The organism is Sphingomonas sp. NFR04 (assembly GCF_900114095.1).
GTDB lineage: Bacteria > Pseudomonadota > Alphaproteobacteria > Sphingomonadales > Sphingomonadaceae > Sphingomonas.
Map to the genome: position 1 here is coordinate 242,306 of NZ_FORV01000003.1, position 14,233 is coordinate 256,538.

Consider the following 14,233-nt stretch of genomic DNA (forward strand, 5'->3'; position numbering starts at 1 on the left):
CAATAGGGTTGTTACTGTCCGATGGTTTGTGGGCCGCTGTCATCGAGCAGATTGGTCTCGGCCATCGCATTGTCCGGCTCGTCGACATGGCCGTCCGGGTCGACATGGATCAGGATCTCTGTGTCCGGGAACGCCTCGCCCAGCGCGGCTTCCAGCCGCTCGACCACGTCATGCGCCTCGGCGATCGTCATGCAGGCGCGCATGGCGACGTGGAACTGGACGAAGTCGCGGTTGCCGCTGGTGCGGGTGCGCAGGTCGTGCAGGCTCTTGAGCTCGGGATGCGTGGCGGCGATCTCGACGAAGCGGCGGCGCTTCTCCTCAGGCCATTCGCGGTCCATCAGCTGGTCGATCGCGGCGACCGAGGCGCGCCACGCGCCCCAGAGCAGCCAGAGCGCGATGGCGATGCCGAATATCGGATCGGCGCCCGGCAGGCCGAGATAGCTCTCGCAGACCAGGGCCGCGATCACGGCGGCGTTGAGATACAGGTCCGAGCTGTAGTGGATGCTGTCCGTCGTGATCGCGATCGAGCCGGTCTGGCGGATCACCGAACGCTGATACTGGGTGAGCACCAGCGTCACGACGATCGCCACGACGGACACGACGATGCCCGCCTCGGGATCGGCGCTCAGCTGGTTCTGCATCAGCCGCTGCACCGCGCGCAGCAGGATGGCGAAGCCCGAAATGGCGATGATCACCACCTGGAACAAAGCCGCCAGCGCCTCGGCCTTGCCATGGCCGAAGCGATGCTCGTCGTCCGCCGGCTGCGACGCCCAGTGGACCCCGCCCAGCGTCACCAGCGAAGCGACGAGATCGAGCCCCGAATCGGCGAGGCTGGCGAGCACCGCGACGGAGCCGGTCTTCACCGCCGCATAGGATTTGAGCGCGCCCAGGAAGAGCGCGCTGCACACGCTGGCGATCGCCGCGCGGCGGGCGAGGTTGCTCATGGGTAGAGCATGCCTTCTTGCCAGCCCTCGCCGGTGCGGGTGAACACGCGGCGCTCGTGCAGGCGATGTTCGCGGTCGAGCCAGAACTCGATCCGCTCGGGCGTCACCCGGTAGCCGCCCCAGTGCGGCGGGCGCGGCACCGGCTGCCCCTCGAACCGCGCCTGGACCTCGGCGAAGCGCGCTTCGAAGGTGGCGCGGCTGTCGAGCGGGCGCGACTGGTCCGACGCCCAGGCGCCGAGCTGCGAATCGCGGCTGCGGCTGGCGAAATAGGCGTCCGATTCGGCGTCGCTGGCAAAGGCGATCGGCCCCTCGATGCGGATCTGGCGGCGCAGCGACTTCCAGTGGAAGAGCAACGCCACATGCGGGTTGGCAGCGAGGTCGCCGGCCTTGCGGCTCTCGCGGTTGGTGTAGAAGACGAAGCCGTTTTCGTCATAGCCCTTTAGCAGCACCATGCGTACCGAGGGATGCCCCTCGGCATCCGCCGTCGCCAGCGCCACCGCGTTGGAATCGTTGATCTCGGTGGTACGCGCCTCGGTGTACCAGTCGTGGAAAAGCGCGAAGGGGTCGGTGCTCATGGGGTCTGCCTCTACAGCCTAAACGCCGCCGTTGCGATGGGCGGAACAGACTGAACTTTGGGGAATTGAATCGGGCCTGCAACGAGGAGACTTCCGCATGGCCGCACGCGCCTATTGGCAGGGACAGATACGGTTGGCCCTCGTTTCCATTCCCGTCGAAATCTACACCGCCACCAAATCCGGGGCGCAGATCGCGTTCCATCAGATCCACGAGCCGAGCGGCCAGCGGATCAAGTACGAGAAGGTGGCGCCGGGCGTCGGGGCGGTCGAGCCCGAAGAGATCGTCAAGGGATACGAGGTCGAGAAGGGCGAGTATGTCCTGCTCGAACAGGACGAGATCGACGCGGTGAAGCTCGAATCGCGCAAGACGCTGGAGCTGACCCAGTTCGTCGACGCCGACGAGATCGATGTGCTCTATTACGAACGTCCCTATTTCGTGGTGCCCGCCGACGACCTTGCCGAGGAAGCGTTCATCGTGCTGCGCGAGGCGTTGCGGCGCGCGCGCAAGGTGGGCTTGGGCCAGCTGGCGATGCGCGGCCGCGAATATGTGGTAAGCCTGAAACCCTGCGGACGCGGCATGATCCTCGAGACGCTGCGCTATGCCGACGAGGTGCAGAAGGCGCAGGGCTATTTCCGCGAGATCCCGGACAGCGAGCCCGACCCCGAGCTGCTCGACCTGGCGCAGACGCTGATCGAGAAGAAGGCGAGCAAGTTCGATCCCAAGGGCTTCCACGACCGCTATGTCGACGCGCTGCGCGAGCTGATCGAGAAGAAGAAAAAGGCCAAGGGCGCCAAGATCCTGGAGGATCCGGACAAGCCGGACGAGCGCGGGTCGAACGTGGTGGACCTGATGGCGGCGCTGAAGAAGTCGCTGAACACCGGCGACGCCAAGGCGGCACCCAAGGCCAAGGCCGCGCCCAAGAAGGCACCGGCGAAGAAGCCGGCGGCGAAGAAGCGTGCCTGACGCCGACAGCCTCGCCCGCTACAACGCCAAGCGCGACTTCGCCAAGACCGCGGAGCCGGCCGGCAAGGTCGCCAAGACCGGCGGCAACCGCTTCCTCGTCCAGAAGCACGACGCGACCCGGCTCCACTGGGACTTCCGGCTGGAAGTGGACGGCGTGCTGAAAAGCTGGGCGGTGACGCGCGGCCCCAGCCTCGATCCCGACGAGAAGCGGCTGGCGGTTCGTACCGAGGACCATCCGCTCTCCTATGCCGATTTCGAGGGGACGATCCCCAAGGGCGAATATGGCGGCGGCACGGTGATGCTGTGGGATACCGGCAGCTGGGAGCCGGTGCCGGGCAAGAGCGCCAAGGATCTGGAGAAGGGCCATCTCCATTTCGTGCTCCACGGCGAGCGGATGAATGGCGAATGGCTGCTGATCCGCCTCAAGCCGCGCGGCAAGGAGAAGGCCGAGAACTGGCTGCTGCGGAAAATCAACGATGCGTATGCGGGCGCCACGGACGAGCTGGTCGAAACCGGGCTGACCAGCGTCACCACCGGCCGGACGATGCAGGAGATTGCCGAGGGCGCCAAACCCAAGCGCGTGCAGGGGCGGAAGCGACCCGCCCTCAATCGTCATCCCCGCGAAGGCGGGGATCCATTAGCAAATCGTTCAGCAGCAGGAGCCGAGACGCCTCCATCAATGGATTCCCGCCTTCGCGGGAATGACAAAGGTGAAATTGGCGCGCGGTCCCGTAAGGACTCCAAGGCACCCGCCTTCCAGTCCCCCCAGCTCGCCACGCTGGTCGACACCGTCCCCACCGGCAACCAGTGGCTCCACGAGATCAAGTACGACGGCTATCGCGCGCTGATCGCCACCGGCAGCGGCGGACCGAAAATCTACACCCGCTCGGGCCTCGACTGGACCGAGAAATTCCCCGGCATCGCCGAAGCCGCGGCCACGCTCCCGCCCGGCGCGCTGATCGACGGCGAGATCGTCGCGATGCAGGACGGCAAGCCCGATTTCTCCACGCTGCAGGAGGCAATCTCCGCAGGCGGCGAGGGGCTGCTCTGCTTCGCCTTCGACCTGCTCGCGGAAACCGGCGAGGACCTCACCGCCCTTCCCCAGATCGAGCGCAAGGAACGGCTGCGCGCGCTGCTCGACGGCGCCGACGATCGCATCCGCTTCTCCGAGCACATCATCGGCCAGGGCGAGAAGTTGTTCGAGAGCATGTGCCGCGAGGGCTTCGAGGGCGTCGTCTCGAAGCGCGCCGACGTCACCTATCGCGGTACCCGCAGCAAGGCCTGGCTCAAGATCAAGTGCACGCATCGCCAGGAATTCGTCATCCTCGGCTGGACCGCCTCCACCGCGCGCGGCCGCGGGTTCAAGTCGCTGCTGCTCGGGCTGAACGGCCCCGACGGACTCGTTTATGCGGGCAAGGTCGGCACCGGCTTCAACACCGAAACGCTGCTCTCGATGCGCGAACGCCTCGACAAGCTCGCCGCCGACAAGCCCGCCGCCAAGGTCCCCCGCCCAGAGGCGCGCGGCGCGCATTGGGTAAAGCCCGAGCTGGTCGCCGAGATCGCCTTCGCCGAGTTCACCGCCGAGAAGGTCGTCCGCCACGCCAGCTTCCTCGGCCTGCGCGAGGACAAGCCCGCCGATGCGGTGGTCGCCGAAGAACCCGCGGACCTGCCGGAGGCGACGCCCTCCACCATCAAGATCAGCAGCCGCGACCGGGTGATCTTCCCCGAATCGAAGCTCACCAAGGGTGACCTCGCCGACTATTATGCCGCGGTGGCGCCGATCGCGCTGCCCTGGCTGGCGGAACGCCCGATCAGCCTGGTCCGCTGTCCCCAGGGTCGCGCCAAGCAATGCTTCTTCCAGAAGCATGATGCCGGCAGCTTCGGCGAGCAGGTCCACCATGTCGATATCCGCGAGAAGGACGGATCGACCCAGCCCTATCTCTATGTCTCGGACGTCGACGGCATGCTCGCCTGCGTGCAGATGGGGTCGATAGAATTCCATGGCTGGGGATCGCGCGTCGCCGATGTCGAGAAACCCGACCGGCTGGTGTTCGACCTCGATCCCGACGAGGGCCTCGACTTCGAGGTCGTCAAGAAGGCCGCCGAGCATCTGAAGGAACAGCTCGCCGAGATCGGGCTCACCAGCTGGCCGATGCTCTCCGGCGGCAAGGGGGTGCACGTGGTGGTGCCGCTGGTGCCGCAGGCGGAATGGCCCGCGGCGAAGAGCTTCTGCGAGCGCTTCGCCCGCGCGCTCGCTCAGGCCGAGCCCGAGCGCTTCACCGCCAATCTCAAGAAGGCGAATCGCGTCGGCCGCATCTTCATCGACTATCTGCGCAACCAGCGCGGCGCGACGGCGGTGCTCCCCTATGTCGCCCGTGCGCGGGCGAATGCGCCGGTCGCGACTCCCGTCACCTGGACCGAATTGCGCGGCATCGACAGCGCCCATGCCTTCACGATCAAGGACGCGGCCACGCTGCTCGAACGCGCCGCCAGCCGGGCGCTGCGCGGCTGGGGCACCGCCGATCAGACGCTCCCCGATCTGTAACCCACGCGTCACGAGACTTTCGCATGGGCAGCGTAGCGCGACGCACGGGAAGGCAGGTCCGTGCGCACAGCTTCGTCCGAGATCATTCGCTGGGTGGCGCTGCACGTGGTGCCGCAGGAGCCGCAGGTGCGCGCCGCACTGCGCCGTGCCGGCGTCGCCGAGGCGGATATCGACGACCTGATCCAGGAAGCCTATTGCCGCTTCGCCGCGATGGACAGCGTCGCGCATGTCGATCGGCCCGGCGCCTATTTCATGCAGGTGGTGAAGAACCTCTGGCGCGACCAGCTGCGCCGCGCCCGCGTGGTACGCTTCGAGGAGATTACGGAAATCGCCCAGTGGCTCGTCGAGGCAGAGGAACTGGGCGTGGAAGCGGCGGTGGCGGCGCGCGAGCAGGTGCGGATGGTGGAAAAGCTCCTCGCCGACCTGCCCGAGCGATGCCGCACCATCTTCACGCTCAAGCGGATCGAAGGGCTGCCGCAAAGAGAGATTGCGCGGCGGCTCGGGGTACGGGAAAGCATCGTCGAGAACGATGTGCAGAAGGCGCTGCGAAGCATCCAGCGCGCGGTACGGACCGAGGGGTTCGAGAAGGAAGATCAGGGCGTTGGCGAACCGCGGCGACACCGCATCCCGGCTTGAAGACGAGGCTGCCCGCTGGGCGGCCCGCATCGACGCATCGCCCGATACCGCCCCGCCCGGCCTCGATCGCTGGCTGGCCGCGGACCCCGTGCATGCCGGTGCCCTACTCCGCGCCCAGGCCACGCTGGTGCTGCTGGGAGGCGCGGTGCCGGAAACGCTGGTCGCGGAGGATCCAGGCCGCTCGCGCCGGTTCTGGTGGCTGGGCGGGGCGAGTGCCTCCTTCGCCGCCGCGCTCGCCGCCGCCGCGCTGCTGCTCCCCGTCCGCGGCGAGGCGATCCGCACCGGCATCGGCGAGGTGCGATCGGTCGCGCTGCACGACGGCTCCTCGCTCGCGGTCGATGCGCGCAGCGACCTCGTCACCCGCATCGGCAGCTCCGCCCGCACCGTGGCGCTCAACGACGGCAAGGCGCTGTTCCGCGTCCGCCACGACGCCGCGGCGCCGTTCCGCGTCACCGTGGGCGACGTGACGATCACCGATATCGGCACCGTGTTCCAGGTCGACGCCGATCGCGCGGGCGGCACGGTCGAGGTGCTGGTGAGCGAAGGCGTGGTCGAGGTCGCCGCCGCCGGCCGCACGCTGCGCCTCGCAGCCGGCCAGCGCGCGCGCTTCGCGATCGACGGCGGCACGGCTGCAAAGGTCGAGCATGTCGACGCCCCCGCCATCGAGCGCGCGCTTGGCTGGACTAGCGGGCGGCTCGATCTCGACGGCGAAACGCTGGGCGAGGCGATCGCCGAGCTCAATCGCCACAACCAGCTGCAGATCACCCTCGCCACTCCCGCGCTCGCCCGCGAGAAGCTGTACGGCGCCTTCCGCATCGACGATCCCGCCGGCTTCGCGCAGAGCGCCGCGATCGGGCTGGGCACCCGCGCGCGCGTCGCCCCGGACGCGATCACGCTCGGCACGCCCGAAAAAAAGTAGCGCGCGGGTAAGGAAATCGCGTCGCCCGCCGTCAGGCAATCGAGAACCGCGCCATTCCGGCGCGATGGGGTGGAAGACATGATCTCGAACAATCGCTGGCTCGGCGCGACGGCTGTCGTGGCGATGAGCACGCTCGCCCAGCCGGCGCTGGCGCAGGTGCAGAGCTTCAACATTCCGGCGCAGGAAATCACCGGCGCGGTGCGGCTGTTCGCGCGCCAAGGCGGCGTGCAGATCATGGTCGCAGGCAGCGTCGGTGGGGGCCGGCGGATCAATGCGGTGTCGGGCAAGATGCCGGTCGACGAGGCACTGCAGCGGATGCTCGCGCACACCGGCCTCGCCGCGCGCAGCACCGGCCCCGGCCGCTATGTGATCATCGCCGAGGAGCGCCCGGCGCAGACCAGCCAGGCCGCGCCGGACACAGTGGAGGTCCCCGGCGACATCGTCGTCACCGGCTTCCGCGTGTCGCTGCGCGAAGCGGTGGCCGAGAAGCGCGCCGCGGACAATGTGATCGAGACACTCCACGCCAACGACGTGGGCAAGCTGCCCGACCAGAATGTGGCGGAGGCGATCAAGCGCCTGCCCGGCCTGTCGGTCGCCAACGACCAGGGCGAGGGCCGCTATGCGATCGTCCGCGGCATCGATCCCAGCCTGCTCAACGTGACGCTGAACGGCCAGACCCTGCCCGCGCCCGAGCCTGCCGGCCGCCAGGTGAAGCTGGACGACCTGCCCTCGGCGATGATCCAGTCGGTCGCGGTCACCAAGTCGCTGCTCGCCAGCCAGGACGCCAACGCCATCGCCGGCGAAGTCGCGATTCGCACCCGTACCGGGTTCGACAGCGTGAAGCCCTTCTTCCTCGACGCGCGCGCCGCACAGGGCTGGTATTCACTCAACCACAAGGTGCCGTACGAGCTGGACGCCACGCTGGGCGGCCGGTTCGGTGCGCGGGAACAGTTCGGCGCGGTGGTCTCGGTCAACTATTCCGAGCGGCCGATCCAGAGCGAGAATTACCAGGGCTCGACCGCCTTCAACGCCGCCGGCGTGCCCGACGGCAACGGCCTGCGCGAATACAACCTCTCCCGCAAGCGACTGGGCGTGGTCGGCAATTTCGACTGGCATGCCAGCGACACGGTGAAGCTGTACCTGCGCTCCAGCTATTCGAAGTTCGAGGACCACGAGACCCGCGACCAGAACCGGATCGCGATCACCAGCTTCGGCACGACGCTGAAGGGCACCGGCACGATCCTGGTCCGCCGCCGCAACGAGGACGACAACACCAAGTCGGTGACGCTGGGCGGCGAATTCGGCGACGTTGCCGGCGGCACGCTGGAAGCCTCGGGCAACTGGACCCGCGCCGAGAAGAAGGATCCGCTGCGCAGCGAGTTCACCTTCACCACCGCCAAGAGCGCGCTGACGGTCAACTATGATCCGTCCACCTACCCCTACACGCTGGCACCGACCACCGCGGCCTTCGCGACGCCGTCGCTGTTCACCTACAGCAAGGTCAATTTCGACCAGCGCAGCACCTACGAAGAACTGTGGCAGGGCCGGTTCGACTATACCCACGACCTCGCCATCGGCGACGGCTCGACCTTCAAGCTCGGCGGCAAATATCTCAGCCGCGAGAAGGTCAACGATCAGAACAAGACCAATTACAAGACCGGCAGCGCGAAGTGGACGCTGGCCAACCCGGTCGGCTATCCGGGCGACAGCGATTTCTACGACGGCATGTTCGGCTTCGGCACGCGGATCAACTATGACACGGCCAAGGCCTATTTCGACGCCAACCCGAATGCCGTCGCGATCGACAAGACATCGACGATCAGCGACACGCTGGCCAACGACTTCGCCGTGAAGGAAAAGATCGCCGCCGGCTATGTGATGGCGACGCTCACCTTCGGCGGCCTCACAGTGGTGCCGGGCGTGCGCGTCGAGCATACCGAGGACGACGTGCAGGCTAAGCTGGTCAACGCCGCCTCGACGCTGGCCGACGGCTATAACAGCTTCGGCCATACCAGCTATACCGACGTGTTCCCGGGTGTGAACGCCAAGTATGCGCTTGCCCGCAACCTGCTGCTGCGCGGGGCGGTGACCACCTCGATCGGTCGCCCCAACTACGCCAATCTCGCCCCCTATGTGGTGGTCGACACCAGCGACCCCTCGCTGGCAGCGATCTCGCTCGGCAATCCCGGCCTCAAGCCCTATCGCGCGGTGAACTATGACGCGGCGCTGGAATACTACCCGGCGCCCGGCTCGATCCTCTCGGCCGGATTCTTCCACAAGCAGATCGACAATCCGATCTACAGCAACACCAGCCGCCGGACCAACGTCACCGCCGCCAATGTCACCTATGCGGCAGCCAACGTCACCAGCCTGCTCAATGCGGATTCGGAGCAGGTCACCGGCGTCGAGGGTAATGTGCAGGTGCAGTTCACCTTCCTGCCCGGCGTGCTGAGCGGCTTCGGCGTGTCGGCGAACCTCACCCATGTCTGGGGCCATGCCAATGCCGCCGCGATCCGCGCGGGCGACGTGCCGCTCGCCTATCAATCGAAGAATGTCGGCAACGCGCAGATCTTCTTCGAGAAATACGGGCTGAACGCGCGCGTGGCGTTCAACTATCGCTCGTCGTACCTCGACACGATCGCGACCAGGGCCGCCGCGGACCAATATACCGACGGCAACGGCCAGCTCGACCTGCACCTCGGCTATCAGGTAACGCCACAGTTCACGCTGTTCGGCGACGCGATCAACCTCACGGATGCACCGTGGCGCCGGTACATCGGCACCCGCACCCAGCTGGTCGAGCGCGAGCGCTACGGCACCCAGCTGCGCGGCGGCGTGCAGATCCACTTCTGAGCGAGGAAAAGACGATGAAACTGCGGATCGGTCTGGGGCTGGCCCTCGCCTTCGGTTCCCCGGCGGTCGCCGGCACCCGCCCTGCCGATCCGCTGGTGGTGGACCGCGTCGTGATGCTGATGCGCCACGGCGTGCGTCCGCCCACAAAATTTCCGGCGATGCCGCCCGAGGTGACGCCAGAGCGCTGGCCCGACTGGCCGACCAAGCCGGGTTGGCTCACCCCGCATGGCACAGCAGCGGTGGCGCGGCTGGGCGCGGCCGACGGCACCGCGTGGCGCTTCCATCGCCTGCTTCCCGCCAAGGGCTGCCCCGTGCCCGCCACGATCCGCATCGTCGCCGATAGCGACCAGCGGACGATCGAGACTGCCAAGGCCTGGGCGGCGACACTGGCACCCGGCTGCACGCTCGCCATTGACCATCGCCCGCAGGACGCGCCCGATCCGCGCTTCAACGCGATCGAATCGGGCAGGGCGCCGCTCGACCCCGCCAGGGCCGATGCGGCGGTGGCGGCCGAGGTGGGGCCTGGCGGATTCGCCGCGCTCGACGCACGCTACCGGCCGCTGCTGGCGCGGCTCGACGCGATCCTGTGCGGCACCCCGCGCCCCGGCTGCGGCGTCTCCGGCACGCCGACCGGCCTCGCCCCCGCCCGTGCCGACAAGCGCCCCAAGCTGACCGGCGCGCTCGACCGTGCCTCCACCGCGGCGCAGATCCTGCTGCTGGAGGCGGCCGAGGGCATGCCGATGGCGCAGATCGGCTGGGGCCGCGCCACCCTGGCCGACGTCACCGCCCTGGGCGAATTCCACGCGCTCGAATTCCGCATCCTCGCCCGGCCCCGCGCGATCGCCGCGGCGAACTTCGCCGGGCTCGCCGAGATCGTCCGCGAGGGTCTCGCCGATGGCGGTGCGCGCGTGACGATGATCTCCGGCCACGACACCAATATCGCCAATCTCGGCGGGCTGTTCGACGTGCACTGGCAGGTGCCGGGCTTCGCGGCCGACGATCCCGTCCCCGGCGGCGCGCTGATCCTGGAGCGGCTGCACGATCGAACGGGCAAGCGCTACGTCCGGCTCCGCTACCGCGCGCAGACCCTCCAGCAGCTTCGCACTGCCGCACCGCTGGGCCTGCAGGGCCCGCACGACCGGATTCTTTCCGTCCCCGGGTGCAACGCACGCGGCGTGGCGGGGTTGTGTACCCTGGACGAGGCGCTCGCCAAGCTCGGCTGAGACAGTCCCGCACATCTCCCGTGTTGCATGGCACCATCGTTTCGCCCATCACCGCGGCCGAGAAAGGGAAGCAGCTGTGGCCAGCCTTGCCGAGGCGGGATTGTTCGATGCGGGGACGATCGCCGATCGTTGGATCGCCGACTATTGCGGCCATGCACCCGCCGGCGACGTGCTGTGCGCGGAATCCGGCCCCCCGTGGAGCGCCTTGTTCGAGGAGCTGGCGGGGCTTTCCGGCGACGGGCTGACGATCGCCCGCGAACGCGCGCATCGCCATGCGGAGGATATCGGCACCGGCTACCGCATCGGTGACGAGGGCGAAGAGCGCCCCTGGCCGCTCTCCCCCGTGCCGCTGCTGATCGACCAGCAGGAATGGCGCGGGATCGAGGCCGGCGTCGCCCAGCGCGCCGAGCTGATGGAGCGGCTGCTCCAGGACCTGTATGGCCCGACCCGGCTGATCGCCGACGGCCACCTGCCTGCCGCCCTGCTCACCGGCAGCCCGTTCTTCCTGCGTCCGCTGACCCACCTGACCCCGCCGGGCGAGCATCATCTCCACTTCGTCGCCTTCGACCTGTGCCGCAGCCCGGACGGCCATTGGCGCGTCCTCGCAGACCATCTCCGCGCCCCCGCTGGCGCTGGCTATGCGCTGGAGAACCGGCTGGCGATGGCGCGGACGCTGGGGGGATTGCAGGGCCGGCTCAACATCGAGCGCCACGCCCCCTTCTTCGCCGCCTTCCGCGACGGCATCGCCGCCGCCTGCCGCCGCGCCGAGCCGCGCATGGCGCTGCTCACCCCCGGCCGGTTCAATGCCAGCTATGCCGAGCAGGCGCATCTCGCCCGCTATCTCGGCTTCCTGCTGGTCGAGGGCGCCGATCTCGCGGTGCTCGACGACCGGGTCTATGTCCGCACCATCGCGGGCCTGAAGCGGGTGGATGCGCTGTGGCACCGCTTCGACCCGCGCTATCTCGATCCGCTCGCGCTCGATTCGCATTCGACCATCGGCGTCGCCGGGCTGATCGACGCGACGGTGGCGGGCAATGTCGTGATCGCCAACGCGCCGGGCGCGGGGCTGCTCGAGGCGCCGGCCTTCGCCGCCTTCCTGCCGCGGCTGAGCGAGGTGCTGCTCGGCGAACCGCTGCGCCTGCCCAATATCGCCACCTGGTGGTGCGGGCAGGCGACCGAGGCGGCGCATGTCGCCGCCAATCTCGATCATATGCTCGTCGCCCCCGCCTTCGGCACCCCGCCGCTGGGCCTGCCCGAGGGCAAGGCGGTGCTCGGCGCGCATCTGGACGACGCGGCGCGCGCGGCGCTGCGCGACGATCTCAGCCGCCGCCCGCAGGATTATGTCGGGCAGGAAGTCGTCTGCCTCTCGACCATGCCCTTCGTCGCCGAGGACCGGCTGGCGCCCCGCCCCTTTACCCTTCGCGTCTTCGCCGCGCGCGATGCCGATGGGCAATGGACGGTGCTGCCGGGCGGCTTCGCGCGGATCGGCGAACATGCCGATGCCCGCGCCGCGGTGATGGGCGAAGGCAGCTGGTCCGCCGATGTCTGCATCCACGGCCCCGATCCCGTGGCGCCGGTGTCGCTGCTCCCCTCGGGCGATTCGACCCAGTTGCGCCGCAATCCCGGCACGCTGCCCAGCCGGGTGGCGGACAACATGTTCTGGCTCGGCCGCTATCTGGAGCGCGGCGAGGCGCTGCTATCGCTGCTGCGCGTGCTGCTCGGCCACTCGATCAGCGCCGATACCGGCGCGGCGCTCTCGGCGGAGACGGTGGATCGCCTCGCCCAGCTGGTCGTTGGCGCCGATGCCGCCCCCGCTCCGCGTGGCCTCAAGCGGCAGGATCTCACCCAGCTTGTCCGTATCGCCCTGGAGTCGACCGACGGCTGGACCAGCGTCCGCGCGATCAACCGCCAGGCGCGCTCGATCGGCGCGGTCTCGCGCGACCGGCTTTCGGCCGACATGATCCGCCTGCTCGATGCCCCCTTCCCCGAACGCGGCGTGCTCCTCGATCGCGCCGGCTCGCTGCAGCGGCGCTATTCGGCGCTGGCGGGGCAGGCCGGCGAGCATATGGGCCGCACCGATGCCTGGCGCTTCCACGATCTCGGCCGCCGCATCGAGCGCGCGCTGGCGACGATCGGTTTCTTGCGCGCGCTGGGCGGCCCCCAGGCGACCGCGGACGATCTCTCGACCCTGCTCGACCTCGCCGACAGCCAGATCAGCTATCGCCAGCGCTATCTGACCGGCATCGCCCGGGTGCCGGTGCTCGACCTGCTCGCGCTCGATCCCGGCAACCCGCGCGGGCTCGCCTTCCAGGCGGCGGCGATCTCGGCGCACCTCAACACGCTGCCGGTGCTCTCCGACGACGGCCTCGCCGAGCCGCAGCAGGAACAGGCGCGGAGCATCGCCGCGACGCTGGTCACCGCGCGCGCCACCGCGATCGACGATGCCTGGCTCGCGGACGTGCAGTCGCGGCTGTGGGGCCTCTCCGAAGCGGTGGCGCGCCGCTATTTCCTCCACGGTGCCGAGCCGCTGCGCGCGGCGGGGCTCGTCCTCGCATGATGCTCTACCGCATCCGCCATGTGACGCGGTTCGATTATGCCCAGCCGGTCGCCTTCGCGCGCTGCAATCTGCGGCTGAAGCCGATCCTGTGGTCCGGCCAGCGGGTGGAGGAATATGCGCTGAGCGTGCAGCCCGGCGGCCGCACCTATCCCGCGCGGGCCGAAGCGGGCCTCGCCAATGTCGTGCGGCTGGTGGTGGAGCATGCCGCGAATAGCCTGACGATCGAGAGCAGCGCACAGGTGCGCGTCGACCGGCAGATCCCCATGCCCGCGCCCGGCGATCCCACGATCGCGCAGATCGCCGGCTGGGCGCGCGACAGCCGCGACCCGTCGCCCGCCGGGCCCGCCGCCTATCTGTTCCCCTCGCCGCTGATTCCGCTCGACCGCGACATCGCCGCCTGGTGCGCCGAGGAGCTCCACCCCGCTCGCGGTATCCTCGAGGCGGGGATCGCGCTGGCCCAGCGCATTCAGCGCGACTTCGCCTTCGATCCCACCGCCACGCTGGTCGACACGCCGCCGCACGAGGCGTTCGCCAAGCGCGGCGGTGTCTGCCAGGATTTCGCGCAGATCATGCTTTCCGGCCTGCGCGCCGCCGGGCTGCCCGCCGCCTATGTCTCGGGCTATCTGCGCACGCTGCCGCCGCCGGGCCAGCCGCGGCTGGTGGGGGCGGATGCCACGCACGCCTGGGTGCTGCTGTGGTGCGGGCCCGATCTCGGCTGGGTCGGCGTCGATCCCACCAACGGCATCTGGATGGCGGAGGATCACATCGTGATGGCGATCGGCCGCGACTATGCCGACATCGCGCCGATCGACGGCATCGTGCTGGGCTCGGGTGCGCAGGCGATGCACGTGTCGGTGGACGTGGAGCCGCTGGAAGTGGCGGCGGTGTGACATTTCCGTATCCTCCCCCGCCAGGGGGAGGTGGCAGGCGAAGCCTGACGGAGGGGGAGGATTCCAGAACCTCCCGGTCGTCGTGCTTCCTCCCCCTCCGACCCGCTATCGCGGCCCACCTCCTTGC

At 68.9% G+C, this 14,233-nt stretch carries 10 protein-coding genes; 8 read left to right on the top strand and 2 right to left on the bottom strand.

Annotation, left to right across the window (positions count from 1 at the left end; genetic code table 11):
* Positions 1 to 11: 11 nt before the first annotated feature.
* Together BM009_RS11045 and pdxH are read right to left on the bottom strand one after the other, a co-directional pair.
* Entirely contained in the window at positions 12 to 944 is a 933-nt protein-coding gene (locus BM009_RS11045) for a cation diffusion facilitator family transporter (protein ID WP_093296159.1), read from the bottom strand.
* A complete protein-coding gene (gene pdxH / locus BM009_RS11050) occupies positions 941 to 1,519 on the bottom strand; it encodes a pyridoxamine 5'-phosphate oxidase (RefSeq protein WP_093296160.1) in 579 nt (192 codons plus the stop codon). Before pdxH ends, BM009_RS11045 begins: the two co-directional genes overlap by 4 nt.
* Positions 1,520 to 1,616: 97 nt before the next feature.
* On the opposite strand from pdxH, the gene BM009_RS11055 reads away from it, so the two are divergent.
* The 8 genes from BM009_RS11055 to BM009_RS11090 all read left to right on the top strand — a co-directional run bounded on the left by BM009_RS11055 (position 1,617) and on the right by BM009_RS11090 (position 14,106).
* Positions 1,617 to 2,483: a non-homologous end joining protein Ku gene (locus BM009_RS11055; protein WP_093296162.1), complete on the top strand. Its 867-nt coding sequence runs from the start codon at positions 1,617 to 1,619 to the stop codon at positions 2,481 to 2,483.
* Entirely contained in the window at positions 2,476 to 5,028 is a 2,553-nt protein-coding gene (gene ligD, locus BM009_RS11060; protein ID WP_093296164.1) for a DNA ligase D, read from the top strand. Before BM009_RS11055 ends, ligD begins: the two co-directional genes overlap by 8 nt.
* Before the next feature lie 60 nt (positions 5,029 to 5,088).
* On the top strand, positions 5,089 to 5,664 hold the full coding sequence (locus tag BM009_RS11065) for an RNA polymerase sigma factor (RefSeq protein WP_254772252.1): 576 nt from the start codon (positions 5,089 to 5,091) through the stop codon (positions 5,662 to 5,664).
* Complete coding sequence (locus tag BM009_RS11070; RefSeq protein WP_254772253.1) at positions 5,630 to 6,583, top strand: FecR family protein; 954 nt, start codon at positions 5,630 to 5,632, stop codon at positions 6,581 to 6,583. The genes BM009_RS11065 and BM009_RS11070 overlap by 35 nt, the downstream gene beginning before the upstream one ends.
* A gap of 78 nt (positions 6,584 to 6,661) precedes the next feature.
* Positions 6,662 to 9,436: a TonB-dependent receptor gene (locus BM009_RS11075; RefSeq protein ID WP_093296168.1), complete on the top strand. Its 2,775-nt coding sequence runs from the start codon at positions 6,662 to 6,664 to the stop codon at positions 9,434 to 9,436.
* Between the two features lie 14 nt (positions 9,437 to 9,450).
* Positions 9,451 to 10,659, top strand: coding sequence for a histidine-type phosphatase (locus BM009_RS11080; protein WP_093296169.1), 1,209 nt, complete (start codon positions 9,451 to 9,453; stop codon positions 10,657 to 10,659).
* A 76-nt stretch (positions 10,660 to 10,735) separates the two neighbouring features.
* Positions 10,736 to 13,216 carry a circularly permuted type 2 ATP-grasp protein gene (locus tag BM009_RS11085; RefSeq protein WP_093296171.1) on the top strand — a complete coding sequence of 827 codons (2,481 nt, stop codon included), beginning with the start codon at positions 10,736 to 10,738 and terminating at the stop codon, positions 13,214 to 13,216.
* Positions 13,216 to 14,106, top strand: coding sequence for a transglutaminase family protein (locus BM009_RS11090; protein ID WP_093296173.1), 891 nt, complete (start codon positions 13,216 to 13,218; stop codon positions 14,104 to 14,106). Before BM009_RS11085 ends, BM009_RS11090 begins: the two co-directional genes overlap by 1 nt.
* Positions 14,107 to 14,233: the final 127 nt, after the last annotated feature.